Raw genomic sequence first — 26,020 nt, 5'->3', positions numbered from 1 at the left:
GAGGAAGGGGCCGCCCGAGGATTCGGACGGCCCCCGGGGGGTGGTGAGGTGACTGCGGGTCAGGCGGAGACCTTGTCGCCCTGCGGGGCGGACTCGGGCGCGCCGGCGCCGAGGGCCTTGTCGCTCTTCATGACGAGCAGGGTGACGACACCGCCGACGGCGGCGACGACCGCGGCGCCGATGAAGGCGGCCGAGAAGCCGTCGGTGAGCGCCGGGAGGTTGCCGAGCTGGTCGGCGCCCTGGGACAGGGCGAGGGCGGTGAGCGCGGCGAGGCCGAGGGCGGAGCCGACGTTGTAGGTGGTGTTGACGATGCCGGAGGCGAGACCGGCCTGCTCCTGCGGGGCGCCGGACATCGCGGCGATCATGGCCGGGATGTAGGCGAGGGACATGCCGAGCGCGGCGACCAGCGAGGCGGGCAGGACGTCGACCAGGAAGGTGCCGGTCGGCGGGACGGCCGCCAGCCAGACGAGCCCGGCCGCGAGGACCAGCAGACCGCCCGCGATCAGCGGCTTCGCACCGTAACGGCCCATGAGGCGGGCGGTGATGGCCGTCATGAAGATCATCAGGAGGACGGTCATCGGAAGCAGGGCCGCGCCGGAGGCGAAGGCGCCGTAGCCGAGGACCTGCTGGAGGTAGAGGTTGAGGAAGTACCACATCGGGATCCACGCGGCGCCGAGCAGCGTCATCGCCAGGTTGGCCGAGCCGAGGCGCGGGATCCGCCACACGCTGAGCGGCATGAGCGGCTCGCGGATCGACCTCTGGATCAGGAAGAAGAGGATGAGCAGGGCGGCGGCGCCGGCCAGCTGGAGGATCGTGCCGGTGGAGCCCCAGCCGACCTCGGGGGCCCGGACGACGGCGAAGACGGCGAGCGCGAGGCCGGCGGTGACGGCGACGGCGCCGAGGACGTCGACGGAGCCGCGGCGGGACTCGACGGACGGGAGGAGCTTGGTGGCGGCGAGGGTGGCGAGGCCGATCGGGATGTAGATGATGAAGACCCACTGCCAGCTCATCCACTCGGTGAAGACACCGCCGAGGAAGACGCCCGCGGTACCGCCGGCCGGGGCGGCGGCACCGTAGAGCGCCATCGCCTTGCCGAGCTCCTTCGGGTCGTGCATGAAGAGCATCATCAGCAGGGTCATGGCGGAGGGCGCGATGAGCGCGCCGCCGACACCCTGGACGGCGCGGCCGGCGATCTCGACCCAGGCGGTCTGCGCGGCGGCGGCGAGGACCGAGCCGGCGATCATCACCACCCAGCCGGTGACGAAGATCTTCCGGGCTCCGACGAGGTCGGAGAGGCGCCCGCCGAGCAGCAGCAGACCGCCGAAGACGATGACGTACGCGTTGAAGATCCACTGGAGCTCGCTCTGCGAGAAGCCCAGGTCCTTCTGCATCTCGGGCAGCGCGACGCCGATGATCGAGGTGTCCATGATGACCATGAACTGGGCGGCGGCGAGCACGACAAGTGCCCACCAGCGCCGGGGATTGACGGTTGACATTGCCCTGCTCCTTCGCTCGACGCATACCCCTAGGGGGTACCTTCGCGGAGCACCGTAGCATACCCATGGGGGGTATGTAAGGGTGAGATGATTCGACGCATGACCGCATTCGTGGACGACAACCTCCTCGCACGCTGGACATCGACTCTGCTGACGGCCCGCGCGGGCCACGCGGGTCCGGGCGGACCGGGCGGACCGGGCCACCCGGACCCGGCGCCGTACGGCCGGAACCTGCTGGCCCGCTGGTCGGAGCCGCACCGCAGGTACCACACGGTCGACCACCTGAAGGCGGTCCTCGACCGGATCGACGAACTGACCGACCAGGGCGGCGAGGGCGGGGAGTTGGAGCTGGTCAGGCTGGCGGCCTGGTTCCACGACGCGGTCTACCGCCCGGACCGCTCGGAGAACGAGGAGCGCTCGGCGACCCTGGCCGAGAAGGCCCTGACGGAGGCGGGCCTGACGGCGCACGAGGTCGCGGAGGTCGCCCGCCTGGTACGGCTGACGGTGACCCACGACCCGGCGGACGGCGACATCAACGGCGAGCTGCTCTGCGACGCGGACCTCGCGATCCTGGCGTCGGACGAGGATACGTACGGGGGGTATGTGCGGGCGGTCCGCGAGGAGTACGCCTTCGTCCCGGACGACGCCTTCCAGCAGGGCCGCGCGGCGATCCTGCGCCAACTCCTCTCCCTGCCCCGCCTGTTCCGGACTCCGTACGGGGCGGCGGTGTGGGAATCGCGGGCACGCCGGAACCTGGAGCGGGAGTTGGCGGGGTTGGGGGCGTGAGGGGTTGAGGGACTGAGGGCGGTTCTCGTACAACCTTTCGCCTGGTCGCTAGTCCCATCGGGTGTGGCGCATGGTGCGCCTGATGCATCTGAGGGAGAACCCGAAACGTGCCCCACTCTCGTTCGACCCGGCGGCGGCTCCTGGCCGCCGCCACCACCGTTCTCGCTGTCACGCTCGGCGCGGGGGCGCTGACGGTCCCGGCGTCCGCCGCCACGGTGGCGGACGGGGAGGCGACGGCGGACGCGGCGAACACCGCCGCGACGCCGATCCCCTTCCCGAAGGACGCCAGGCTGATGGGCGCCGGACTGACCGGCTTCCTCTCCCGTAGCGACGGGACCTCCGACCAGCGCTGGACGCGGTACGCGGACGGCTCCTCGCGTGTCTACGGATGGAGCACCTACCTGCGGTCCTCGCGGACGACGGACTACCTCGTCCTCGACGAGCAGCGCAAGATCACGCTCCGGAACCTGAGCACCCTCTCGGTGCTCGAAGTCCGCGTCGCGGACGCCACCGGCGCCGAGTACGCCGGCTCCGCGGCGAACGCGGTCTTCACCAGGTCCACCACGGACGGCACGACGCTGCGGATGCACCGGCACGCCACGGAGGGCGGCGCGGTGGACGTGACCGGCCTCCCGGCCGGCGCGACCGCCGTCTCCGTCGCCCCGGGCACGCCGGAGGACGCGCTCGTCACCTTCACCGACGGCACGGTGAAGAAGTGGGGCCTGCTCGACCTCGCCACCGGCGCGGTCGACGAGATCCGCAACCGCACGGCGGGCTCGGTCAAGGGCGACGTCGCCGTCTCGGAGACCCACGTCGCGTGGACGGACGGCGACGACCTCGACATGCCCGCGATCTTCGTCCTGGACCGCGCCACGGGCACGGTCCAGCAGATCCCGGTCGAGGACGGGTACGCGAGCGGCCTCCAGATCGGCCTGGTCGGCGGCTGGGTGGTGTACGGCGAGCCGGGCGGCATCTCCAGCATCCGCACGAGCCCGCTGCACGCCCTCACGGCCTACGACCCGGCCACCAAGGCGAAGGTGAAGCTGCTCGACCACCTGACCTCGTCCGTCGCCGCCCCCGACGGCCTGTACGTACGCGGCGGCACCGTCGCCCAGGGCGAGGGCCTGTACAAGATCGCGCCCGGTGAGGCCGGCGCGGCTCCGGTCGTCACCCTGGTGGCGACCACCGGCGAGCCCACCCACGTCGTCATCGGCACCAACGACATCCCCGCCACCGTCGACCTCGACAAGAACGGCGGAAGGGCGAGCCTCACCTGGCAGGTCTCCCGGACCAGCGTCGAGGCGACGATCACCCTGCGCCACGTCCGGACCGGACAGACCCGCGAGTTCGGCCGGAGTCACCCGTACACCCCGAGCGTGACGGTCGACTGGGACGGGCGGATCGGACCGGGCTTCATCAGCGCGTACAACGGCGACTACACGTGGGAGGTGACCGCGCGGCCGCTCAACGGAATCGGCCCGGCCACGTCCGCCTCCGGCACGTTCAAGGTCGTCCGCAAGACCGTGCCGCACGACTTCGACGACAACGGCAGCGCGGACGTACTCAACCGTGACGCCTCCGGCCGGCTGTGGCGGACGGACACCATCTTCTACAAGGAGTTCGGTCAGCTGACGGACACGTCCCGGCAGCTGATCGGTTCGGGCTGGAACATCTACGACCGGATCGAGGCGACGGGGAACCTCGGCGGCTCGGCGGTCGGCGACCTCGTGGCCCGGGACAAGGCCGGCGTGCTCTGGCTGTATCAGGGGAACGGCCGGGGCGGCTTCGCCACCCGTACGAAGGTCGGCGCCGGCTGGCAGACATACGACAAGATCGCGGCAGGCAGCGACCTGAACGGGGACGGGCGTCCCGACCTGCTCGCCACCGACAAGGCGGGCACGCTCTGGCTCCACAAGGGCACCGGCTCCGCCACCGCCCCGTTCGCCGCGCGGACGAAGATCGGCGGCGGTTGGGGGATCTACAACGACCTCACCGCCGTCGGCGACATCGCCGGCGGTACGGCGGGTGACCTGCTCGCCCGGGACAAGACCGGTGTCCTCTGGCTGTACACGGGCAAGGGCGACGGCACGTTCGCGGCGCGGACGAAGGTCGGCTCGGGCTGGGGCACGTACCAGCAGCTCGTCGGCATCGGCGACGGCGACCGTGACGGCCGCCCGGACCTGCTCGCTTTCCACCAGTCGGGCGCCGCGTACCTCTACGGGGGCACGGGCAACTGGCGCACGCCTCTGCGTGGCAAGCAGCTTGCCTCTCTGCCGTACGTCGGCGGCGCGGGTAACCACGTCCTCTGACGGACGGCACCGGACGGCGGCCTGCCCCTGGGGGGCGGGCCGCCGTTTCGTATGTTTCGTATGGCGAGAAACCTCCATCCATGGGAATGTCAGGCACAAACCCCAGGTTGACGCATGTCATGCCGTCAACCTCCGCCGAGCGCACCCCGCCGTCCGACACCACCCGACCCGGTACGCCCACCCGGATGCCACTGGCCGTCTACATCCTCGGCCTCTCGGTCTTCGCCCTCGGTACGAGCGAATTCATGCTGTCGGGCCTGCTCCCGCCGATAGCCGAAGACATGAACGTCTCGATACCGAGCGCGGGCCTCCTCATCTCGGCCTTCGCGATCGGCATGGTCGTCGGCGCCCCGCTGCTGGCGGTCGCGACCCTCCGGCTCCCCCGCAAGACGACGCTGATCGCCCTGATCACGGTCTTCGGCCTGGGCCAGATAGCCGGGGCGCTCGCACCGAACTACGCCGTCCTCTTCGCCTCCCGAGTCCTGAGCGCACTCGCGTGCGCGGGCTTCTGGGCGGTCGGAGCGGCGGTCGCCATCGCCATGGTCCCGGTGAGCTCCCGGGCCCGCGCGATGGCGGTCATGATCGGCGGACTCTCGATCGCCAACGTCCTCGGCGTCCCGGCGGGCGCCTTCCTCGGCGAGCACCTCGGCTGGCGGGCGGCGTTCTGGGCGGTCGGCGCGGCATCCGCGATCGCGCTAGTAGGCGTGGTCACCCGCATCCCCCACATCCCGGTCCCGGAGGAGAAGCCGCGCCTCAAGAAGGAGCTGGTGATCTACCGGGACCGCCAGGTGCTGCTGTCGATCGTCATCACGGCGCTCGCGGCGGGCGGCGTCTTCTGCGCGTTCTCGTACCTGGCCCCGGTCATCACGGACGTCGCCGGGATCGACACCCGCTGGGTCTCCGCGATCCTCGGCCTCTTCGGCATCGGCGCGCTGATCGGTACGACGATCGGCGGCCGGTTCGCGGACGCCCACCTCTTCGGCGTCCTGCTGACCGGCATCACGGCCTCGACGGTCTTCCTGGTCGCCCTGGCCCTCTTCGCTTCGAGCCCGGTCGCCGTGGTGACCCTCTCCTTCCTCCTCGGCGTCTCGGCCTTCTACACGGCCCCCGCCCTCAACGCCCGCATGTTCAACGTGGCCGGCGCCGCCCCCACCCTCGCGGGCGCCACGACGACAGCCGCCTTCAACCTGGGCAACACGGCGGGCCCCTGGTTCGGCGGCACGGTCATCGACGCCGACTTCGGCTTCGCGGCGACGGCCTGGGCGGGCGCGGCGATGACGGTGGTGGCGCTCGGAACGGTGGCACTGGCACTGCGCCTGAACAGGTCCCGTTCCCGGGTGGTGACGTCGTCGGCGGCTGCCGGTCAGCGCGTCACGGCGCCGGACGCCCCTTCGGTCTCCGTAGCCCCGCCTCAGTGATCAGCCGTACGAGTTCCTTCGAGCCGATCTCGATCGCGCCCGCCGACACCGCGTCGGCGTAGCGGTCCGACGGGATGTCGTAGTGGTCGCGCTCGAAGGCGCGGGGTGGGGCGCCGATGGTGGCGGCGAAGGCGTGGAGTTCGTCGTGGGAGACGTCGCTGACCAGGTGCGACCACATGCGGCCGTGGCCGGGCCAGGTCGGCGGGTCGATGTAGAGGGTCACCTCAGGCCGCCCACGGGAGCGACGACCACGCCCGCCTTGCCGCAGACCCAGTGCGGATCCGGGCCCAGTTCCGGTTCGACGTCCAGGGCGTGCGGGTCGCCCGTGGAGCAGACCGGGCACAGCGGCCAGCGGCCGTACTGTTCCAGGAGAGCGTCCTGAACGTCCTGGGCGACCAGGCCGGCGACGTACGTGATGCCCTCGGGCCACTGCTCGACCCACCAGCGCCGGTGGGTGACGGCGTCCTCCACCATCGACACGACCTCGGCGGCCGCCACGTCGCGCGCCGCCAGATCGGCGAGGACCAGGGCACGGGCGGCATGGAGCGCCTGCTCCAGCGGGTCGATGTCGTCCATGAACTCATTGTCACCCGACAAGCCTCAGGGGCGAAGGTCCCGCCCGCATCGGGGACCGAAGGGGGCTGATGGGGTCTTGACGGTCCCCACCTCCGAAAATATCTTTCAGGTGTGACCAATGACGTGAAGGAAAGTTTCAGCGGCCAGGCCGGGACCGCGCCCTCGCCCGGCACCCCGCCCTCCGCCGCGTCCGCGACCGCATCCGCGACCGCCCCCCGGTCCGCGTCCGCCCCCGGCCACCGGCACGGAACCGGCCCCACCCCCGGCCCCGCCGACGCGGCGCCCCCCGCCCCCGCCGCGCTCGCCGCCAAGGTGCGGACGCTCGCGCCGTCCATGACCCGGTCCATGCAGCGCGTCGCCGAGGCCGTCGCCGGGGATCCGGCCGGCTGCGCCGCCCTCACCGTCACCGGACTCGCCGAGCTCACCGGCACCAGCGAGGCGACCGTCGTCCGCACCGCCCGCCTCCTCGGCTACCCCGGCTACCGCGACCTGCGCCTCGCCCTCGCCGGCCTCGCCGCCCAGCAGCAGTCCGGCCGCGCGCCCGCCGTCACCGCCGACATCGCCGTCGACGACCCGATCGCCGACGTCGTCGCCAAGCTCGCCTACGACGAGCAGCAGACCCTCGCCGACACCGCCGCCGGCCTGGACACCGTCCAGCTCGGCGCCGCCGTCGCCGCCCTCGCCGGCGCCCGCCGCATCGACATCTACGGCGTCGGCGCCTCCGGTCTCGTCGCCCAGGACCTCGGCCAGAAGCTCCTCCGTATCGGCCTCCTCGCGCACGCGCACAGCGACCCGCACCTCGCCGTCACCAACGCCGTGCAGCTCCGCTCCGGTGACGTCGCCATCGCCATCACCCACTCGGGTTCGACCGGCGACGTCATAGAACCCCTGCGCGTCGCCTTCGACCACGGCGCGACGACCGTCGCGATCACCGGCCGCCCGGACGGGCCCGTGACGCAGTACGCCGACCACATCCTCACCACCTCCACCGCCCGCGAGAGCGAACTGCGCCCCGCGGCCATGTCGTCCCGTACCAGCCAACTCCTGGTCGTGGACTGCCTGTTCACCTGCGTCACCCAGCGTACGTACGAGACGGCGGCCCCTGCCCTCGCGGCCTCGTACGAAGCCCTCGCCCACCGCCACGCCCCCCGCACCCGCTGACGACCACAGCACCGAAAGAGCCGCACGTGTCTTCTGCTTCCTCCACGTCTTCCGCCACGTACTCCGAGCTCCGCGCCCAGCTCGACACCCTCGCCACCGAGGCGTTCCGGCCCGAGCTCGCGGAGATCGACCAGCTCCCGACGCTCGACATCGCCCGCACCATGAACGCCGAGGACCAGACCGTCCCCGCCGCCGTGGCCGAGCGGCTGCCGCTCATCGCCGCCGCCATCGACGCCACCGCCGCCCGCATGGCGCGCGGCGGCCGGCTGATCTACGCGGGCGCCGGCACCGCGGGGCGGCTCGGCGTCCTCGACGCCAGCGAGTGCCCGCCCACCTTCAACACCGACCCCTCGGAGGTCGTCGGCCTGATCGCGGGCGGCCCGTCGGCGATGGTGAAGGCCGTCGAGGGCGCGGAGGACTCGGCGGAACTCGCCGCCGCCGACCTGGACGCGCTCGGACTCACCGCAGACGACACGGTCGTCGGCATCTCCGCCTCCGGCCGCACCCCGTACGCCATCGGCGCCGTCGAACACGCCCGCGCGCGGGGCGCGTTGACGATCGGCCTGTCCTGCAACGCCGACAGCGCGCTCGCGGCCGCCGCCGAGCACGGCATCGAGGTCGTCACCGGCCCCGAACTCCTCACCGGTTCCACCCGGTTGAAGGCCGGTACGGCGCAGAAGCTGGTCCTCAACATGATCTCGACGATCACCATGATCCGGCTCGGCAAGACGTACGGAAACCTGATGGTCGACGTCCGCGCCTCCAACGACAAGCTCCAGGCCCGCTCCCGCCGGATCGTCTCCCTCGCGACCGGAGCGCCGGACGAGCAGATCGAGTCCGCGCTCGCCGAGGCCGACGGCGAGGTGAAGACCGCGATCCTGATGATCCTGGCCGACATCGATACCAAGACCGCCGACCAGCGACTCCGCGACTCCCAGGGCCACCTCCGCGCCGCCCTGACGCCTGACGCACTGACGCCCTGAGCCCCTGAGCCCCTGAGCTTCCCCCAACGCCCACGTAAAGGCACCACCGCACCATGAGCACAGACGACAAGAACCGCGCCATCGCCGCCGCGATCCTCCCCCTCGTCGGCGGCGCCGAGAACATCGACTCCGTGGCCCACTGCATGACCCGGCTCCGGCTGGGTCTGCGGGACCGCTCGCTCGTCCAGGACGAGGCGCTGAAGGCCCTGCCGGCCGTGATGGGCGTGGTGGAGGACGACACGTACCAGATCGTGCTCGGCCCGGGCACGGTCGCCCGCGTGACGCCGGAGTTCGAAGCGCTGGTGGCGCAGGCCCCGAAGCCGTCCGCCGACGACCTCGCCGCCCAGGGCGCCGCGATCAAGGCGGCGCGGAAGGCGAAGAACCAGACCCCCTTCAAGCTCTTCCTCCGCCGGATCGCGAACATCTTCGTCCCGCTGATCCCCGCCCTCATCGGCTGCGGCATCATCGCCGGCCTCAACGGCCTCCTGATCAACCTGGGTTGGCTGCCGTCCGTCACCCCTGCGCTCGCGGCGATGGCGAGCGGCTTCATGGCGCTGATCGCGGTCTTCGTCGGCTTCAACACGGCGAAGGAGTTCGGCGGTACGCCGATCCTGGGCGGCGCGGTCGCGGCCATCATCGTCTTCCCGGGCGTCGCGAAGATCGACGCGTTCGGCCAGCCGCTCTCGCCCGGCCAGGGCGGTGTGCTCGGCGCGCTGGGCGCGGCGGTGCTCGCGGTGTACGTGGAGAAGTGGTGCCGCCGCTGGGTACCGGAGGCGCTCGACGTCCTGGTCACCCCGACCCTGACGGTCCTGATCTCCGGTCTGGTGACGATCTTCGGCCTGATGTTCGTCGCGGGCGAGATTTCCACCGCGATCGGCGACTTCGCCAACTGGCTGCTCGCGAACGCGGGGGCGGGCGCCGGCTTCGTCCTCGGCGGCCTGTTCCTCCCCCTGGTGATGCTGGGCCTGCACCAGGCCCTGATCCCGATCCACACCACGCTCATCGAGCAGCAGGGCTTCACGGTCCTGCTCCCGATCCTGGCGATGGCGGGCGCGGGCCAGGTCGGCGCGGCGCTGGCCGTCTACTTCAAGCTCCCCCGCAACGGCTCCATCCGCCGCACCATCAAGTCCGCGCTCCCGGCCGGCTTCCTGGGCGTGGGCGAGCCGCTGATCTACGGCGTCTCGCTCCCGCTGGGCCGCCCGTTCATCACGGCCTGCGTCGGCGGCGCGTTCGGCGGCGGCTTCGTCGGCCTCTTCAACATGCTGGGCGACAAGGTCGGCTCCACGGCCATCGGCCCCTCGGGCTGGGCCCTCTTCCCCCTCCTCGACGGCAACAAGGGCCTCGGCGAGACGATCGCGATCTACGCGGCCGGCCTGCTCGCCGGCTACGTGGTGGGCTTCGTGGCCACGTACTTCTGGGGCTTCAGCCCCCGCCTCCTGGAGGAGTTCAACGTGGAGACGGACCCGGAGACCGCGGTGACCGGGGGCGGCCCCACCCCGGTACCCGAGCCCGAGCCCGTCAAGGTCTGACGTACAGCAGTACGTGTACGAGACGTACGAGACGGAGGGCCGCCCCCGGTACGGAACCGGCGGCGGCCCTCCGCCACGTCCGACAGAAACTCCCTGGCAGCACCGACCCCGGTATCCCTACGCTTCCCCCATGGGCCACGCCAAGACCTCCTACGTCTGCCTGCCGTGCCGTGCCTCGTACAAGCAGTCGTACGGAAAGGACCGCGAGCGGCGCTGTCCGCGCTGCACCCGCGTGATGATCCACGCCGGTTCGGCCTTCGCGCCCCCGCCCCGCCGCGACAAGGCCGCCTGGCGAACCCTCACGCTGCTGCTGAACGCCGGCGTCGGTTTCCACAAGAGCTGCTGCGGCGGCCCGGGCTACCGCCCCCGCGAACTCCGCGAGGCCCGCACATGGCTGGCGGAACGCCGCGCCGCTGACGTACGGCTCCGGGCAGCCCGCCTTCGGCAGAGGTGACCGCCGGCTAGCCGCAGTGCACGTCCTCGGCCGGCCGCGCCCCGTCCCGCAGGAACGCCGTCACCGCCGCGTTCCCGCACTCGTTGCCGTTCCCCAGGTACATCCCGTGCCCGCCCTGGCCGACCGAGACCAGGCGGGCGCGGTCGCCCAGGGCCTCGCGCATCTTCAGGCCGCTGGAGTACGGGGTGGCGGGGTCGCGCAGGCTCTGGATCATCAGGATGTTGGAGGGGCCCCGGTCGGTGATCCGGGTCGGCTGCTCGGTCGGGGCCTTCCAGAAGGAGCAGGGCGTCATGTTGGCCGGCAGTCCGGCCGTCAGCGGGTGGCGGGCCCGGTCGGCGGCGACGGCCCGCTCGTGGGCCCGCACCGAGCCGGGCCACTTCACGTCGTTGCAGATCACGCCGACGGCGAGCGCCGCGTCCGTCTCCGGCAGGGGCTCGGTCAGGGCCCCGGGCAGGACGGGCGTGGCCTTCGGATCCTGGGCGGCCACGACGAGCTGGGCGAAGGACACGAACGCGCCGTCGGCGTACAGGGCGTTCTGCAGCGCCTGCCGGAGCATGTTCCCGGTCAGCGGTACGCCGGGGGTCGTCGTCCCCTTCGGCTCCCGGTCCAGTCGGGCGGCGAGGTCGAGCACCGACGGCCGTACGTCCTCGGCCCGTTCGGCCAGCCGCAGCGCGCCGCGGTCGGGGTGAGCCGCCCAGGCCGCGAAGTCCGGGAACCGGTCCTCCGCGCCGATCGCCATGTCCGCGAGCCAGCCGCGCGCGACCCGCTTCGGATCCGGGTCGGCGCTGCTGTCCAGGACCCAACGGTCGGTGCGGTGCGGGTACTTCTGCGCGTACACGGCACCGACGTACGTCCCGTACGACACCCCCCACGCGGAGAGCTTCTCCTCGCCCAGCGCCTGCCGGAACCGGTCCAGGTCGCGGGCCTGGTTCGCCGTGGTGAAGCTGCGCAGCCGCGCGCCGCCGTTGCTCAGACAGGCCTCGGCGGTCCGTCGGGAGCGGGCGACGTTCTCGTCGATGGACCCGTCGGCGGCCGGCCACGACCGCAGGTTCACAAGCCGCCGGTCGTCCGGGTCGAGCCCGCAACTCGCGGTCGAACTCCCGCCGACCCCCCGCGGATCCATCGCCACCAGGTCGTACGCCCCACCCAGCTCCCCGACCAGCGCCGCCCCCTTCTGCGAGAGCCGCTGCACCCCGGAACTCCCGGGCCCACCCGGAATCACCACGAGCGTGCCGCGCCGCGCCTCGGGCCGCTCGCTGCGGATCCGGGAGACAGCCAGGGAGAGCCGCGGCCCGTCGGGGTCGGCGTAGTCCTGCGGCACGGAGAGCGTCGCGCACTCCTGGCTGAGCCCCGCCGGCCCGCACGCCTTCCAGGAGAGGCCGGGCGTGGCGGACGCGGTGGCGCCGGGGGCGACGGTAAGGGTGGCCGCGACGGCGGCGGAGAGGGCGAGAACCAGGCCGGCGCGTCTGTAAGTCGTCATGGGTGCAAGCCTCTTCGGTCAGGCGCCCACGCCCCATCCGGTCGGCAGGTGGATCGGAGGTGGGGTCACCCCCACCTGCCGCCTGGGGACCTTCAGGGCAGCCGACCCTCCCGGTTGACCGCCCGCACCCGGGCCCGGAGCACCTCCCCGGGCAGTGCGGGACTGAGGCACTCGGCCGGACAGTCCCACTCCCGCCCACCACCGGGCGGCCTCAGCTGCACGCAGGGCCCTACGCGCCCCATGACCCGACCGATCCGCCCGTCACGGGCGTCCACGACGTACGCCCCGACGTACGCCCCGGCGTTCACCGACGGACCTCGTTCAGGACGGCCGCGAGCCGCAACGCGGTGTCGAGGTTGCACCGCCCGAGCTCGACGAGCGGGTACGCCTCTCCGGTCCCGGCCATCGTGAGCGGGTCGACACCGAGGGAGGGCAGGGCGACGCCGAGGGCGTCGAACTCACCCTTGAGCTGGGTGACGGCTTCCTGAACGGCTTGCAGACGCTCAAGCGCAGTGGGCATTTTACGGGCCTTTCCACTGTGTGTATCGATTTCGCCTCCACCGAGTGTCCGGATGGAGAAGACTGGGGAACAGTGGTGGAGCCCCAACAACCCCAGATGTGCGAGCGGGAGTTGATGTCCATGGCCGAACAGAGGAAGCCAGACCCGTCGACCTCACCCCGAGCGATAATCGGCGCGGAACTACGCCACGCACGGGAACGGAAGGGCCTGAGCCAGGAGGCGCTGGGCGAGTTGCTCTTCGTGAGCGGCTCGTACATCGGTCAGATGGAGGCGGGTACGAGACGGATCCGGCCGGAGATCGCGTCCCAACTGGACGAGGTGTTGGGTACGGACGGCTTCTTCGCGCGGAACTGCAAGGCGGCGAACAAGTCGAAGTATCCGGACCATTTCGCGGAGGCGGCGGAAGCGGAGGCTGTAGCGGCGGCGATCAAGGAGTTCGAGCCGCTGCTGATCCCGGGCTTGCTGCAGACACCCGCGTACGCAAGGGAGGTGTTCCGGGCGTATCAGCCGACGGCCACCACGGAGGTGATCGACGACTTGGTCGCGGCGAGGCTGGCTCGGGGCCGGTTGCTGGACGACCCAACAAGGCCTTTGTTGTGGGTGGTACTGGGAGAGGCGGTGCTGCATCAGAGAGTGGGCGGGGCCGCAGTGATGGCGGAGGCTCTTGGATATGTGGCGGGCCTGGCGCGGCGGCACAGGGTGATCGTGCAGGTGCTCCCATTCAGGGCGGGAGCCCACGCGTCACTGGACGGTCCGGTCAAACTGATGACCTTCGAAGACGCCCCTCCCCTGGCGTACTTGCAGGGCCACGGATCAGGCCGCCTGGAGGACGATCCGGCGAGCGTGGCGCGCCACATGCTCACCTACGATCTCGTCGGGGCCGCCGCGTTGTCACCCCGTGAGTCCCTGGCCCTGATCGAGTCCGTGGTGGAGGATTACGCGCATGAAGACCAGCACTCCTGAGTACGACCTGAGCACGACAGTCTGGTTCAAGTCGAGCTACAGCGCCGGCGACGGCAGCGACTGCGTCGAGGTCGCCACCTGGCGCAAGTCCTCGTACAGCGGGGGCGATGGCGGCAACTGCCTCGAAGTCTCCGACGACCATCCCGGCATCGTCCCCGTCCGTGACTCCAAGAACCCCGACGGCCCGAAGCTCGCGTTTCGGACCGCCGCATGGGCCGCGTTCATCGAGGGCGTCGCTGAACCCCGTTGAGCGAAGCGACCGTCCAAGGGCCCGAAGCTCAAGTTCCGAGCTTCGAGCGCTGTTCTACGGAATGGGTACGGGTCTGGTTCAACCCACCCACCCACCCTCGGAGTTGACTCTCCGCGAGCGACTTGCCACCCAGCGTCATATGCCTCTACGGTGAGTGAACACGTGAATAAGAACGGCCCCCGCCGGTGCTCCAACACCTGCGAGGGCCTCACCAACCAGATCGAAAGCGAAATTCTCGATCCATGGCTGACGCCGAGTTTAGTGCTGAGCCCCACCCCCTCGCCAACCCCGGCTACGGGAAGCGTTCCGCGCCGCACCAACTCCCTCCCGCCCCCGCCGACTTCGCGCGCCTCCCGCCCCGCGAGGCCGCCGTCGCCGCGTACATCGACCGGCTCGCCGAGGGCAGCGACATCTCCGTGAAGACGCTGGCCAAGCACCTCCCCTACGGCCAGTGCGCGATGCGCACCGCGCTCACCCGCATCGCACGGGCCGGGCATCTACGCCGGGGCCGCGAGTGCGTCGACGGCCGCTGGATCACCCGAACGTGGTGGTCCCGTACGGCCCGTGACGACGCCTGGTGGTCGGCCTTCCAGCGCGGCGACGTCCCGAAGCAGCGGCCCACCCGCTCACGCGCCTACATCCTGCTCGCCGCCCTCGGCCGAGCCGACGCCGCGATGTCCCTTGTCCCACACCGAATGCCAGGCCCTGGCGCCCCTGGTCGACGAGTGGTTCGCCCGGGACGCGACCGAGGACGACGTCACTCGCGCCCTCACCACTGGTCTCCCGACCCCCGTCCACCACCCCGCTGCCCTCGCCCGCAGGCGCCTGACGACGAAGCTTCCGCCGGAACCGATCCGCCGCGACCGACCGCCGCTGCGCCTCCTGGAGTGCGCCAAGTGCGGCGCGCCGGCCTACGCCCACCTCCTCCGGGAGGGCGAGTGCGGCCCCTGCCACGGCGAACCCGCACCCACCCATCGCGACCCCGCCCTCCCAGCCGCCCGCGTCCGCGCCCACGCGGCGGCCATCCGCATCCGCGAAGTCGCCCGCGAAGGGACTCACACATGACCGTTCAGCTCATCCGCGCCGACGGCGGGGCACGATGGAGGGGAGGAGGCGATCCCATGACCCCCAGCACCGCCGACTACCCGGACGACATGTCGATCGAGGACTTCGAGGAGCTCGCCGACCGAGCCCCCGAAGGGGTGAAGCTCGAATTCCTCGGCGGACGGCTCGTCGTCAAGTACGGGCCGATCGACATCGACGACTTCGAGGAGCTCGCCCGCGTGGCACCCGAAGGAGTCACCCTCGAACTCATCAACGGAAAGCTGAGGGTCAAGCCCGTGCCGGACGGCGACCACGGCGAGATCTACATGTGGCTCATGCGCCAGTGCATGCAACACCGCCCCGAACTCGCGCTGTACCCGGAGCAGGGCCTGGCGATCAAGACGTACAGAGGGGGCCGAGCCCGCGCGGACGGATGCCTCGCTCCGGTCGGATACTTCGCCGGTCACGGCGAGTGGGCCGACCCTTCCGGCGTCCTGATGGCCGTCGAGGTCACCTCCCACGATTCCGACACGCACCGCCGCGACCGCGTCGAGAAGCGCGACGGCTACGCCGCCGCCGGCATCCCCGTCTACCTTCTCGTCGACCGCGACCGCGACGCCCTCACCGTCTTCACCGACCCGGAAGACGGCACCTACCACCAGCAGGCGTCCTACCCCTTCGGCGCCACCGTCCCCCTCCCCGGCCCCGTGGACATCACCCTCGACACCGAGAAGCTCAAGGACTACGCCCACTGAGACCAGCGGGACGTCGAGGCCCCTCGGCCCGGTCAGCTCAGCTCAGCCCCCGACGCGACGACGACCCCGTACAGGTCGCCGATGGTGGCCAGCGCGCTGTGGTGGAGCTGCTCGGCGGAGACCTCGGCGACCGCCGACCGCAGCGGCCGGGTCGCGCAGGCGTCGGCGACGACGGTGGGCCGGTTCCCGCGCAGGAAGGCGCCCTCGGAGGTGAACGTGACGCACATGTGCGTCATGAACCCGACCACGATGACGTCCTTGTGCCCGGCGGCGTCGACGTGCTCGCCGAGGTCGGTGCCGACGAAGGCGTTCGGGGCCTGCTTGACGACGACGGTCTCGCCCGCGACGGGCGCGACGCTCGGGTGGATCGCGCCGATCTCGGCCCCGATGTCGTACGGAGTGCCCTCGGCACCGTCGTTCATGACGTGGATGACGGTCGCGCCGGCCTCCCGGGCCCGCCCGAGCAACGCGGCGGCGGAGTCGAGCGCGGCCTGCCAGCCGGTCAGCTCCATCACGCCGCGCGTGTACGTGTTCTGGTAGTCGACCAGGATCAGCGTGGAGTCGGCGAGCGACGCGGGCGTCGCGTCGAGACCACTGACTTCGCGCAGAGTCGCGGACGCGGTCGTGGACGTGCTCGTACCCATGGAAGAACCCCCAACTCGGTGTCTTTCGCTACGCCTGAAACGCTATGGCCGACGACGACACGTCGGCAATGTCAGCCAACTTGCAGATACGGACATGGAGAGTGAGCCCGGTGAGCCCGGTGAGCCCCGTGAGCCCCGTGGAGCGCCTGATCGTCATCGTCCTCTTCGAAGGCGTCGACCTGCTCGACGTCACAGGACCGCCCGAGGTCTTCGCGCTCCTGCGCCACGAGACGGACGACGCCTCCGGCTACCGCGTCGTCCTCGCCGCCGAGACCATGGACCCGGTCACGACGTCCGCCGGGGTACGGATCCTCCCGGACGTCACCTTCGACGACGTGGGCACGGGAAGCATCGACACGCTCCTCGTCCCCGGCGCGGTCGAGGCCGGGACGGAGACCGACGGCCGGCGCCGCGTGCACGCCCTCGCCGACCCGGCGATCGTCGACCGGGTCCGTACCCTCGCCGCCCGGACCCGCCGCATCACCTCCGTCTGCGTCGGCGCGCACATCCTCGCGGCGGCCGGGCTGCTCGACGGCAAGCGCGCCACCACCCACTGGTCGACCGCGCGGCAGCTCGCCGCCGAACATCCGCTGGTCCAGGTCGACGCCGACCCGATCTTCATCCGCGAGGGCGACGTGTGGACCGGCGCGGGCATCAGCGCCTGCCTCGACCTCTCGCTCGCCCTCGTCGCGGAGGACTTCGGCGAGACGGTCGCGCTGCGCGTCGCTCGCCAACTGGTGATGTACCTCAAACGCCCCAGCGGCCAGAGCCAGTTCAGCGTCCCGCTCGAACCCGTCTCCACGACCCGGCGCGTGGAGGACCTCCGCCACCACATCACCCGCCACCTCGCCGAACCCCTCACGGTCGACGACCTCGCCGCCCACGCCCACGTCAGCAGCCGCCAGCTCACCCGCATCTTCAAGGAGGAGCTCGGCGTCACCCCGGCCGTCTACATCGAGGCGGCCCGCGTCGAGCGCGCCCGCGCCGCCCTCGAAACGACGGACGACACCCTGGACCGGATCGCGACGACATGCGGCTTCGGCACGACGGACACCCTGATCCGAGCCTTCCGCCGCCGCCTCGACACCACCCCGACGGAGTACCGCAGCCGCTTCCGTACGGACCGGCCCTAGAACCTGCCCCCGTCGAACGGAAAATCCGGGCGACCCCAGGGGGCTGCTCGACTACGGTCGCCGGGGAGGTGAACGCGTGTCCTGGCCATCCGTGATCATTCTTGTCGCCGCGGAGCGACGCCCGTCGTTCGAAGGGCGAATCCGTTCCCTCGAGCTCGAGCCGGATCCCGTGACGGGCGGCGAAAAGCTGCACCTGCACGGGTACTCGTACTACATCGACCTCTCGGGTGGGATCCTGACGGACTACGAGCCGGACGAGCTCGATCAGGTGGCGACCAGGATCGGCGAACCGTACGCGGTCTATGTGTCGTGCCAGTCCATGGACGCGGCCCGGGCCTTCCTCCGCGACGTCCTGCCTGGTGTCGACGGTCTTGTCGACACCAACCACCACGAGATCCTGCAGGCGAGCGAGTTCCTCACGCTGGTGGACCGTCACCCCGGATGGGACTGGCGTCGCCGGCCAAGCACAGACCTCCCGTAGGTGACCCGCCCTAGGGGTGCATCCTCGCTCCCTTGAGGACCTTGCCGACCGCGTTGCGCGGCCCGTACACGGCGAGCCCCACCACATCCAGCCGGTCCGTCCGCACCGCCCGCACCGCCGCGCGTTTGTCCCGGTCGTTGCCGGTGGCGAACAGATCGGCGGTGAAGACCGCGCGGGGCAGCGCGCGCGAGAGGGCGCGGCCGTGCGCGGCCGTCAGCGTCTCCTTCGTCCCCTCGAAGACGAGGACGGGCTGCCGGAACATCGGCAGATAGGGGACGTCGCCGGCGTCGGCGTACGGCTCCCCGATCACCTCGGGGAGCGCGGAGCCGAGGCCGCTGACCAGGAACGCGGTGACGTTGAGCCGCTGCCAGGTCTCCAGGTCCTCGCGCAGCAGCACGGCGATCTTGGTGTCGAACCGTACGGCGGAATCGCCGACCGGGCTCTCGGTGGCGGGCCCCGCGGTGGGCCGTGGGGCGGACCCTGTGGTCGCCCCGGTCACGTTCTCGATGTTCATGCCCTGAGACTGCCCGTCGCCCCTCGTCCCCCTCTTGTACGTTCTTTGCATGGTGGCGCGTCAGTCGGTGTCCGCGTGGCGCCCCGGTGTCCCGGGTGTCGTGGAGGTCTTCCACGCCCACTTCACCGAGCACGCGTACCCGATGCACGTCCACGACGTGTGGACGCTGCTGATCGTCGACGACGGCGCGGTCCGCTACGACCTGGACCGCCGCGAGCACGGCACCCCGCACGACACGGTGTCGCTGCTCCCACCCCAGGTCCCGCACAACGGCTCACCCGCCACCCCGCGCGGCTTCCGCAAACGGGTGCTCTATCTGGACCTGACCCAGCTGGACGAGACCTTCATCGGCCCGGCGGTGGACGACCCCGACCTCGCCGACCCGCTGCTGCGCGCCCGGGTGGCCCAGCTGCACGCGGCGCTGGCGCACCCGGGCGAGGAACTGGAGGCCGAGAGCCGCCTCGCCATGATCTCCGAACGCCTCCGCGCCCACCTGCGCCCCCACCCCACCACCGCCGGAACGGCGGACTCCGCGACGGCGGTACGGGGCGTCGCCCACACCCTGCGGGAGCTCCTCGACGCACGGTTGCGCGACGGCGTGACCCTGGCCGAGGCCGCGACGCTCGTCCACGCCCACCCCACCCACCTGGTACGCGCGTTCACCACGGCCTTCGGCATCGCCCCGCACCAGTACGTGACGTCCCGCCGCATCACCGAGGCCCGCCGCCTCCTCCTCACCGGCCACCCGCTCGCGGAGGTGGCCACGGCGACGGGCTTCTACGACCAGTCCCACCTGACCCGCCATTTCAGACGCCACGTGGGAACCACACCCGGCCGCTTCGCTCAGAAACGCTCGGCACAGAAACCCTCCGCACAGATTGGCTCCGCACAGATTGGCTCCGCACAGAATCGCTCCGCTCAGAACCCGCCCGCGCAGCTGAAGCCGCCGCTGTAGCCGCCCGTGCCGCTCGTCCCCGTGCCGCCGCCGGTCCAGCGCGAGGAGCGCGGTGGGGGCGGGGGCTCCGTGAGGGTGCGGTAGTTCTCGTAGAACAGCTCCTGCCACCAGTGCCGGAAGCCGAGGCCCGCCTCCCGCCGGGCCACCCGCAGCGCGGCGCGGTCCCACACCACGTCGGGCAGGTTCAGGTCCAGGAGCGCCCGGCGCAGGCCCGCCAGGTCGACGTGGGCGCTCCCTTCCGTCCGTACCGACGCGGGCAACTCCGCGCTGGGGACGTCGTGCCGGAAGACGTGGACCACCCGCCGGCCACCGCCCTCCGCCTCCTCCACCACGGACCAGCCCCAGACCGCCCGCTCCGCGAGCCGCGCCCTCCGTTCGCGCTCCTCCGCCTCAAGGCGGGCCCGCTCGCGCGCCTCCTCGGCCGCCTTCTCCCGCTCGGCCCGGATCGCCCCACGGATCTCCTCGCCCACCGGTGCGTACGCCTCATGGGCCGCCCGCAGCGCCCGCTCGTACCGCTCCCTGGTCTCCACCCAGGCGGCCAGCGCGCGCCGCATCGCCCACGGCTTCCACCACTCGACGGCGAGCACCCGGCGGTGGGCGGCGACGAGTTCCGAGCTGATCGCGTCCACCGTCGTCGCGTGCGCGACGGCGGCCCGCACCCAGCGGCGGCCCGCCTCCGGCGTGCACGGGACGACCGACCCCGTGGCGTCCCTGGGCCCCGGCGTGCGCACCAGGAAGAAGGAGCCGTCCCATCTCCGGCTGGCGAGGAGGTAGTCCGGGAACTCCTCGAAGACCCGCACCCGCCCGTCGACCAGTTCCACCTCCTCCTGCCCGGCCTGTCGGCGCGACAGCTCCGAGTAGTGGGAGAGGTACGGCAGTTCGTTGCGGCGCATCGGCTCCACCCCCGCGGGTCCGGTTCCCCCCAGGGTGCCCACGCCCCCGCGCCCCGCGCAATGCCCCGCGCAATGCCCCCTACCGAGAGACCTCGCCTCCCGTCCGCACCCGCCCGTACATCACCATGTCCCGCCGCTCGCCGCCCACTTCCTGCCAGGACCGGAGCAGTCCCTCCCGTACGAACCCGGCCCGTTCCGCCGTTCTCGCCGAGGCCTCGTTCCAGGGTTCGACGAGCAACTGGAGCCGTGGGATGCCCAGTTCGTCCAGCGCCCAGCCACTCACCGCCGTCAGCGCCGCCGCCGCGGCGCCCTCGCCCCGGCAGGACGGCGCGACCCAGTAGCCGAGGGTCGCCCGGCCCTCCGGGAGGTCACGCAGCCAGAGGCCGATCATGCCCGCCGGGCGGGCGTCCCGGCGGCGGACGATCACGAACGAGTAGCCCGCGCCCGTCTCGGCGCGGCTCCACTGCCGCCGTACGAACGCCTCGCCCTCCCCCTCCGAGTACACCGGCGGAACCGTGTTCGTCAGCGGGATGTACGGGTCCGACGACGCCTCCTCCACCAGCGGCAGGTCCGCCCGCTCCCACGGGCGCACCTCGAAGGAGCCCGCCGGGAGCCGCGGCACGACCAGGCTCACATCGTCTCCAGGTACACCGCGAGACGGTCGTACTCCTCCTTGACTCCCGCCTCCATCCCGGTCGCCAGCGCCTGGTCGCGCATCTCCGAGGACGGCCACATCGAGGTGCTGGTCAGCGCCGTGCCGCCGTCCGGGGTGTCGTCGAAGGTGAGGGTGACGTGGACCGGCGGGCCGGGCATGAGCTCGAAGACCTCCGTGTAGACGAGGCGCTCGTTCGGGAGGATCTCCTCGTACGTACCGGAGAAGACGATCTCCCGGCCGTCGGGCGCCCGCTGGCCCCAGCGCCACGCGCCGCCGACCCGCAGGTCGATGTCGCAGATCGTCGTGGGCATCGCGGCCACGCCGTACCACTGGCGGACGTGCTCGGGCCGGGTCCACGCCTGCCAGACCCGGGCGGGCGGGGCGCCGAAGGTGCGGGTGATGACCAGCTCGCGGTCGGCCGGTGTCGTCAGCAACGTGACCATGGCTCGCTCCCGCCTCTCGGGGCCCTCCTCCCAGCATCACTCCGAATCACCCCGAACGCCCGAGGGCGGCACCCCCCACAGGGAGTGCCGCCCTCAGTCGCGTACAGCTTTCGCGTACAGCTTTCGCGTACGGCGATACAGCGAGGAACTACCGAGCCGGAGCTCAGAAGTCCATGTCACCGCCCGGCATGCCACCCGGGGCGGCCGCGCCGGCCTTCTCGGGCTTGTCGGCGATGACGGCCTCGGTGGTCAGGAACAGCGCGGCGATGGAGGCCGCGTTCTGCAGCGCGGAACGCGTCACCTTCGCCGGGTCGATGATGCCCTCGGCGATGAGGTCCACGTACTCGTTGGTCGCGGCGTTCAGGCCGTGACCGACGGGCAGGTTGCGGACCTTCTCCGCCACGACGCCGCCCTCGAGGCCGGCGTTGATGGCGATCTGCTTCAGCGGGGCCTCGAGCGCCAGCTTGACGATGTTGGCACCGGTGGCCTCGTCGCCCGACAGGTCCGCCTCGAGCTTCTCGAAGACCGAGGAAGCCTGGAGCAGGGCCACGCCACCACCGGCGACGATGCCCTCCTCGACGGCCGCCTTCGCGTTGCGAACGGCGTCCTCGATGCGGTGCTTGCGCTCCTTGAGCTCGACCTCGGTCGCGGCACCGGCCTTGATGACCGCGACGCCACCGGCGAGCTTCGCCAGGCGCTCCTGGAGCTTCTCGCGGTCGTAGTCCGAGTCGCTGTTCTCGATCTCGGCGCGAATCTGGTTCACGCGACCGGCGACCTGCTCGCTGTCACCGGCACCGTCGACGATCGTGGTCTCGTCCTTGGTGATGACGACCTTGCGGGCGCGGCCCAGCAGGTCCAGGCCCGCGTTCTCGAGCTTGAGGCCGACCTCCTCGGAGATGACCGTGCCGCCCGTGAGGATGGCGATGTCGTTCAGCATGGCCTTACGACGGTCGCCGAAGCCCGGGGCCTTGACCGCGACGGACTTGAAGGTGCCGCGGATCTTGTTGACGACCAGGGTCGACAGGGCCTCGCCCTCGACGTCCTCGGCGATGATCAGCAGCGGCTTGCCCGACTGCATGACCTTCTCCAGGAGCGGGAGCAGGTCCTTGACCGAGGAGATCTTGGAGTTGACGATCAGGAGGTACGGGTCGTCCAGGGACGACTCCATGCGCTCCATGTCGGTGGCGAAGTACGCCGAGATGTAGCCCTTGTCGAAGCGCATACCCTCGGTGAGCTCCAGCTCCAGACCGAAGGTCTGGGACTCCTCGACGGTGATGACGCCTTCCTTGCCGACCTTGTCCATCGCCTCGGCGATGAGCTCGCCGATCTGGGTGTCGGCGGCGGAGATGGAGGCCGTGGAAGCGATCTGCTCCTTGGTCTCGACATCCTTCGCCTGCTCGAGCAGGGCGCCGGAGACGGCCTCGACGGCCTTCTCGATGCCGCGCTTGAGGGCCATCGGGTTGGCGCCGGCCGCCACGTTGCGCAGGCCCTCGCGGACGAGCGCCTGGGCGAGGACGGTCGCGGTGGTCGTACCGTCACCGGCGACGTCGTCCGTCTTCTTGGCGACTTCCTTGACCAGCTCGGCGCCGATCTTCTCGTACGGGTCCTCGAGCTCGATCTCCTTGGCGATGGAAACACCATCGTTGGTGATCGTGGGGGCGCCCCACTTCTTCTCGAGGACGACGTTACGGCCCTTGGGGCCAAGGGTGACCTTGACGGCGTCGGCGAGCTGGTTCATCCCGCGCTCGAGACCGCGCCGTGCCTCCTCGTCGAACGCGATGATCTTGGCCATGTGAAGTGGTCCTCCCGGACATGGGGTGGATAACGCTCCAGGACCGCGCCGACGCCCGCGACGGACGGCCTGCGTACCCGGCGGTTCCTTGCCCCACCTGGCCGCGGACCTCGTCTGCCCGATCCTCGTAAGCACTCTCACCTTCAGAGTGCTAACGCAATGATTAGCACTCGGCATAGGAGAGTGCAAGCGCCTCTCGGTGATCGGAACCCCTGTGCGCGCACCCGCCCGAACACGCACGAGGGGTCCGCATCCTGGTCAGGATGCGGACCCCTCGGCGTGAGAACGCGTGATGCGTACGTGGTGGCCGATCGCGCCGTGCTCAGACGGCGAGCTTGACCATGTCCGCCTGCGGACCCTTCTGGCCCTGCGAGATCTCGAACTCGACCCGCTGACCCTCTTCGAGGGTGCGGTAACCGTCCATCTGGATCGCGCTGTAGTGGACGAATACATCCGCACCACCGTCGACCGCGATGAAGCCGTAGCCCTTCTCCGCGTTGAACCACTTGACGGTGCCCTGAGCCATGCCTAACTCCCCTATTACTGGCCCTTGCGCGGGACCCGCACTTCGCGGACCCGGGTCAGACCCTGCGCCGGAACGCGTCGACCGCGGCTGAATGTATCTGCCCAACTGCCCTCTGCAACAGGTCAATCGGACGAGAATTCTGGGCACGGCGTAAAGGAGAATTCCGGAGAATTGAATGAATTCCGGGGCAAGTCGGGCCCGGCAAAGCGCGCAGAAGGTACACAACGTTCGTGCACTTTGGCTGCTTCTTGTCACGTGCGGACGCATTCTCATATGCGCCTGGCACGGAGCGGCGGAGTGGAGCCGGGGGGACTTCCCCAACTCTACCCCGCTCAACCATGCAGAATTGCCCCCTCCGCTTCTCCAGCGGGAGGGGGCAATTCGGTTACTCCGGGTAAAGCGAGCCCGCGGGCGCGCTATCGGTCAAAGCGCTCAGCAGCCGCCCGCGACCGCCGGGATGATCGAGACGCCCGCGCCGTCCGGCGTCGCCGTCTCCAGGCCCTGCTCGAAGCGCACGTCGTCGTCGTTCACGTACACGTTGACGAAGCGGCGCAGCTTGCCCTGGTCGTCCAGGACACGGGCGGCGATGCCCGCGTGGTTCTTCTCCAGGTCGGCGATGACCTCGGACAGGGTGGCGCCCTCCGCCGGGACCTCGGCCTGGCCGCCCGTGTAGGTACGGAGGATGGTGGGGATACGGACCTTGACGCTCATGTGGTGCTGCCTTCCGTGACGAGGGGTGGTCAGTGGGCGAGGCCCGCGTCGCGGAACGCGTCGAGGCTCGGCTTGATGGTGGCGGTCGCCTGCGAGGTATCGGCCACCGCGTCCAGGGTCTTGAGGCCGTCACCCGTGTTGAGCACGACCGTGGTCAGGCTCGGGTCGATGAGACCGGCCTCGATCAGCTTCTTCGTGACGCCGACCGTCACCCCGCCCGCCGTCTCGGCGAAGATTCCCTCGGTCCGGGCCAGGATCTTGATCGCCTCGACGACCTGCTCGTCGTTCACGTCGTCCACCGCGCCGCCCGTCCGGCGCGCGATGTCGAGGACGTACGGGCCGTCGGCCGGGTTGCCGATCGCCAGCGACTTGGCGATGGTGTTCGGCTTCTGGGGCCGTACGACGTCGTGGCCGGCCTTGAAGGCCGCCGACACCGGCGAGCACCCCTCCGCCTGCGCGCCGAAGATCTTGTACGGCTTGTCCTCGACCAGGCCCAGCGCGATGAGCTCCTGCAGCCCCTTGTCGATCTTGGTGAGCTGCGAGCCGGAGGCGATCGGGATCACCAGCTGGTCGGGCAGGACCCAGCCCAGCTGCTCGCAGATCTCGTACGCGAGGGTCTTGGAGCCCTCGCCGTAGTACGGCCGCAGGTTGACGTTGACGAAGCCCCAGCCCTCGCCCAGCGGGTCGCCGATGAGCTCGGAGCAGAAGCGGTTGACGTCGTCGTAGTTGCCCTCGATGCCGACGAGCTCACCGCCGTAGACGGCGGCCATGACGACCTTGCCCTGCTCCAGGTCGTGCGGGATGAAGACGCAGGAGCGGAAGCCGGCCCGGGCGGCGGCGGCGCCGACGGCGCCGGCCAGGTTGCCGGTGGAGGAGCAGGAGAGGGTGGTGAAGCCGAAGGCGCGGGCGGCCTCCAGGGCCTGCGCGACGACGCGGTCCTTGAAGGAGTGCGTCGGGTTGCCCGAGTCGTCCTTGACGAAGAGCTTGCCGGGCTCGACGCCCAGCTCGCGGGCGAGGTTGTCGGCCTGGACGAGCTTGGTCCAGCCGGGGTTCAGGTTCGGCTTCTCGGCGACGTCGGCGGGGACGGGCAGCAGCGGGGCGTAGCGCCAGATGTTGGCGGGGCCGGCCTCGATCTGCTTGCGCAGCGCCTCGGGGTCGCCGGCGGGGAGGTCGTACTTCACTTCGAGCGGGCCGAAACACAGCTCACAGGCGAAGATCGGGCCGAGCGGGAAGACTTCACCGCATTCCCGGCAGGAAAGGCCGGAAGCGGGACCGAGATCGACGGACCCAGTGGTGGAAGCATTGGTGGAAACAGTCTGTACAGCCATGGAGGCGAGGCCCTTTCTCCTCATCTTTCCCATGACGAACGTCGTCATGAGACGGATTTGGCACCTTCCCTAGCCGGGAGCCTCGCGGGCGCAGTACGGACGACTGCGGACGAGACCGGCTGGAGGGTTGCCGGGGCTTCAACGGGCCGTTTCCCTCTGCCCCTCTGGATGAGCGGTATTCGGTTGTGGAACACGGACGGCACCCCGACATGCATCGGGCG

At 70.9% G+C, this 26,020-nt stretch carries 27 protein-coding genes, 1 pseudogene and 1 riboswitch; of the genes and pseudogenes, 14 read left to right on the top strand and 14 right to left on the bottom strand.

The annotated features are described in order from the left end of the window. Positions 1 to 59 precede the first annotated feature (59 nt). On the bottom strand, positions 60 to 1,496 hold the full coding sequence (locus tag Q5762_RS26260) for an MFS transporter (RefSeq protein WP_315894706.1): 1,437 nt from the start codon (positions 1,494 to 1,496) through the stop codon (positions 60 to 62). 99 nt (positions 1,497 to 1,595) lie between these two features. On the opposite strand from Q5762_RS26260, the gene Q5762_RS26255 reads away from it, so the two are divergent. From Q5762_RS26255 to Q5762_RS26245, 3 genes are all read left to right on the top strand, one after another. After that, positions 1,596 to 2,282: a hypothetical protein gene (locus Q5762_RS26255; protein ID WP_315894705.1), complete on the top strand. Its 687-nt coding sequence runs from the start codon at positions 1,596 to 1,598 to the stop codon at positions 2,280 to 2,282. Positions 2,283 to 2,389: 107 nt separating this feature from the next. Further along, positions 2,390 to 4,591, top strand: coding sequence for a VCBS repeat-containing protein (locus Q5762_RS26250; protein ID WP_315894704.1), 2,202 nt, complete (start codon positions 2,390 to 2,392; stop codon positions 4,589 to 4,591). A 185-nt stretch (positions 4,592 to 4,776) separates the two neighbouring features. Further along, a complete protein-coding gene (locus Q5762_RS26245; protein WP_315894722.1) occupies positions 4,777 to 6,009 on the top strand; it encodes a Cmx/CmrA family chloramphenicol efflux MFS transporter in 1,233 nt (410 codons plus the stop codon). Here Q5762_RS26245 and Q5762_RS26240 read toward each other — a convergent pair. Beyond that, complete coding sequence (locus Q5762_RS26240; protein ID WP_315894703.1) at positions 5,963 to 6,232, bottom strand: DUF4031 domain-containing protein; 270 nt, start codon at positions 6,230 to 6,232, stop codon at positions 5,963 to 5,965. The two genes, Q5762_RS26245 and Q5762_RS26240, sit on opposite strands and share 47 nt — an antisense overlap. Continuing rightward, complete coding sequence (locus tag Q5762_RS26235; RefSeq protein WP_315894702.1) at positions 6,229 to 6,585, bottom strand: hypothetical protein; 357 nt, start codon at positions 6,583 to 6,585, stop codon at positions 6,229 to 6,231. The genes Q5762_RS26240 and Q5762_RS26235 overlap by 4 nt, the downstream gene beginning before the upstream one ends. A gap of 312 nt (positions 6,586 to 6,897) precedes the next feature. Here Q5762_RS26235 and Q5762_RS26230 point away from each other — a divergent pair, with 312 nt between their 5' ends. The 4 genes from Q5762_RS26230 to Q5762_RS26215 all read left to right on the top strand — a co-directional run bounded on the left by Q5762_RS26230 (position 6,898) and on the right by Q5762_RS26215 (position 10,712). Continuing rightward, positions 6,898 to 7,746, top strand: coding sequence for a MurR/RpiR family transcriptional regulator (locus Q5762_RS26230; protein WP_315894721.1), 849 nt, complete (start codon positions 6,898 to 6,900; stop codon positions 7,744 to 7,746). A gap of 26 nt (positions 7,747 to 7,772) precedes the next feature. Further along, complete coding sequence (murQ, locus tag Q5762_RS26225) at positions 7,773 to 8,729, top strand: N-acetylmuramic acid 6-phosphate etherase (protein ID WP_315894701.1); 957 nt, start codon at positions 7,773 to 7,775, stop codon at positions 8,727 to 8,729. Positions 8,730 to 8,782: 53 nt separating this feature from the next. Continuing rightward, positions 8,783 to 10,258, top strand: coding sequence for a PTS transporter subunit EIIC (locus Q5762_RS26220; RefSeq protein ID WP_315894700.1), 1,476 nt, complete (start codon positions 8,783 to 8,785; stop codon positions 10,256 to 10,258). Between the two features lie 130 nt (positions 10,259 to 10,388). Continuing rightward, positions 10,389 to 10,712: a deoxyxylulose-5-phosphate synthase gene (locus Q5762_RS26215; protein ID WP_315894699.1), complete on the top strand. Its 324-nt coding sequence runs from the start codon at positions 10,389 to 10,391 to the stop codon at positions 10,710 to 10,712. A gap of 7 nt (positions 10,713 to 10,719) precedes the next feature. Here the strand turns inward: Q5762_RS26215 and Q5762_RS26210 are convergent, their stop codons facing one another. Together Q5762_RS26210 and Q5762_RS26205 are read right to left on the bottom strand one after the other, a co-directional pair. After that, a complete protein-coding gene (locus Q5762_RS26210) occupies positions 10,720 to 12,192 on the bottom strand; it encodes an alpha/beta hydrolase (RefSeq protein ID WP_315894698.1) in 1,473 nt (490 codons plus the stop codon). A 304-nt stretch (positions 12,193 to 12,496) separates the two neighbouring features. After that, on the bottom strand, positions 12,497 to 12,712 hold the full coding sequence (locus Q5762_RS26205; protein ID WP_315894697.1) for a hypothetical protein: 216 nt from the start codon (positions 12,710 to 12,712) through the stop codon (positions 12,497 to 12,499). A gap of 120 nt (positions 12,713 to 12,832) precedes the next feature. Here Q5762_RS26205 and Q5762_RS26200 point away from each other — a divergent pair, with 120 nt between their 5' ends. From Q5762_RS26200 to Q5762_RS26185, 4 genes and pseudogenes are all read left to right on the top strand, one after another. Next, a complete protein-coding gene (locus tag Q5762_RS26200; RefSeq protein WP_315894696.1) occupies positions 12,833 to 13,675 on the top strand; it encodes a helix-turn-helix transcriptional regulator in 843 nt (280 codons plus the stop codon). Further along, positions 13,656 to 13,925: a DUF397 domain-containing protein gene (locus Q5762_RS26195; RefSeq protein ID WP_315894695.1), complete on the top strand. Its 270-nt coding sequence runs from the start codon at positions 13,656 to 13,658 to the stop codon at positions 13,923 to 13,925. Before Q5762_RS26200 ends, Q5762_RS26195 begins: the two co-directional genes overlap by 20 nt. Before the next feature lie 242 nt (positions 13,926 to 14,167). After that, positions 14,168 to 14,990, top strand: a pseudogene (locus Q5762_RS26190) (hypothetical protein). 56 nt (positions 14,991 to 15,046) lie between these two features. Next, positions 15,047 to 15,724 (top strand): Uma2 family endonuclease, encoded by a 678-nt coding sequence (locus tag Q5762_RS26185; protein WP_315894694.1) that lies wholly within the window; start codon positions 15,047 to 15,049, stop codon positions 15,722 to 15,724. A gap of 32 nt (positions 15,725 to 15,756) precedes the next feature. On the opposite strand, the gene Q5762_RS26180 is transcribed toward Q5762_RS26185, so the two are convergent. Then, on the bottom strand, positions 15,757 to 16,368 hold the full coding sequence (locus tag Q5762_RS26180) for a cysteine hydrolase family protein (protein WP_315894693.1): 612 nt from the start codon (positions 16,366 to 16,368) through the stop codon (positions 15,757 to 15,759). A 128-nt stretch (positions 16,369 to 16,496) separates the two neighbouring features. Between Q5762_RS26180 and Q5762_RS26175 the strand changes: the two genes are divergently transcribed. Both Q5762_RS26175 and Q5762_RS26170 read left to right on the top strand, forming a co-directional pair. Continuing rightward, the gene (locus Q5762_RS26175) at positions 16,497 to 17,501 is read left to right on the top strand and encodes a helix-turn-helix domain-containing protein (RefSeq protein ID WP_315894720.1); all 1,005 of its coding nucleotides are present in this window, start codon (positions 16,497 to 16,499) and stop codon (positions 17,499 to 17,501) included. 169 nt (positions 17,502 to 17,670) lie between these two features. Further along, entirely contained in the window at positions 17,671 to 17,982 is a 312-nt protein-coding gene (locus tag Q5762_RS26170) for a hypothetical protein (protein WP_315894692.1), read from the top strand. 10 nt (positions 17,983 to 17,992) lie between these two features. Here the strand turns inward: Q5762_RS26170 and Q5762_RS26165 are convergent, their stop codons facing one another. Continuing rightward, positions 17,993 to 18,496 carry a DUF2000 domain-containing protein gene (locus tag Q5762_RS26165; protein ID WP_315894691.1) on the bottom strand — a complete coding sequence of 168 codons (504 nt, stop codon included), beginning with the start codon at positions 18,494 to 18,496 and terminating at the stop codon, positions 17,993 to 17,995. Positions 18,497 to 18,545: 49 nt separating this feature from the next. On the opposite strand from Q5762_RS26165, the gene Q5762_RS26160 reads away from it, so the two are divergent. Next, on the top strand, positions 18,546 to 19,451 hold the full coding sequence (locus Q5762_RS26160; RefSeq protein ID WP_315894690.1) for an AraC family transcriptional regulator: 906 nt from the start codon (positions 18,546 to 18,548) through the stop codon (positions 19,449 to 19,451). Here the strand turns inward: Q5762_RS26160 and Q5762_RS26155 are convergent. The 7 genes from Q5762_RS26155 to thrC form a co-directional block, all read right to left on the bottom strand. Continuing rightward, positions 19,415 to 20,344: a hypothetical protein gene (locus Q5762_RS26155; protein ID WP_315894689.1), complete on the bottom strand. Its 930-nt coding sequence runs from the start codon at positions 20,342 to 20,344 to the stop codon at positions 19,415 to 19,417. The two genes, Q5762_RS26160 and Q5762_RS26155, sit on opposite strands and share 37 nt — an antisense overlap. Before the next feature lie 79 nt (positions 20,345 to 20,423). Next, complete coding sequence (locus Q5762_RS26150) at positions 20,424 to 20,978, bottom strand: GNAT family N-acetyltransferase (RefSeq protein ID WP_315894688.1); 555 nt, start codon at positions 20,976 to 20,978, stop codon at positions 20,424 to 20,426. After that, on the bottom strand, positions 20,975 to 21,442 hold the full coding sequence (locus Q5762_RS26145; protein ID WP_315894687.1) for an SRPBCC family protein: 468 nt from the start codon (positions 21,440 to 21,442) through the stop codon (positions 20,975 to 20,977). Before Q5762_RS26145 ends, Q5762_RS26150 begins: the two co-directional genes overlap by 4 nt. A 163-nt stretch (positions 21,443 to 21,605) precedes the next feature. Then, entirely contained in the window at positions 21,606 to 23,234 is a 1,629-nt protein-coding gene (gene groL, locus Q5762_RS26140) for a chaperonin GroEL (protein ID WP_315894686.1), read from the bottom strand. 322 nt (positions 23,235 to 23,556) lie between these two features. After that, positions 23,557 to 23,760, bottom strand: a complete 204-nt coding sequence (locus tag Q5762_RS26135) for a cold-shock protein (RefSeq protein WP_005315736.1) — start codon at positions 23,758 to 23,760, stop codon at positions 23,557 to 23,559. A gap of 432 nt (positions 23,761 to 24,192) precedes the next feature. Next, the gene (locus Q5762_RS26130) at positions 24,193 to 24,471 is read right to left on the bottom strand and encodes a MoaD/ThiS family protein (RefSeq protein ID WP_315894685.1); all 279 of its coding nucleotides are present in this window, start codon (positions 24,469 to 24,471) and stop codon (positions 24,193 to 24,195) included. Between the two features lie 29 nt (positions 24,472 to 24,500). Further along, positions 24,501 to 25,823, bottom strand: coding sequence for a threonine synthase (gene thrC / locus Q5762_RS26125; RefSeq protein ID WP_315894719.1), 1,323 nt, complete (start codon positions 25,821 to 25,823; stop codon positions 24,501 to 24,503). After that, positions 25,817 to 25,974: riboswitch (SAM riboswitch) on the bottom strand. Its footprint overlaps the gene before it by 7 nt. Positions 25,975 to 26,020 lie beyond the last annotated feature (46 nt).

Source organism: Streptomyces sp. P9(2023), from assembly GCF_032436795.1.
Taxonomy (GTDB): Bacteria; Actinomycetota; Actinomycetes; order Streptomycetales; family Streptomycetaceae; genus Streptomyces.
Note: the sequence above shows the minus strand (reverse complement) of the source record. Positions and strands in the feature narration are given on the sequence as shown.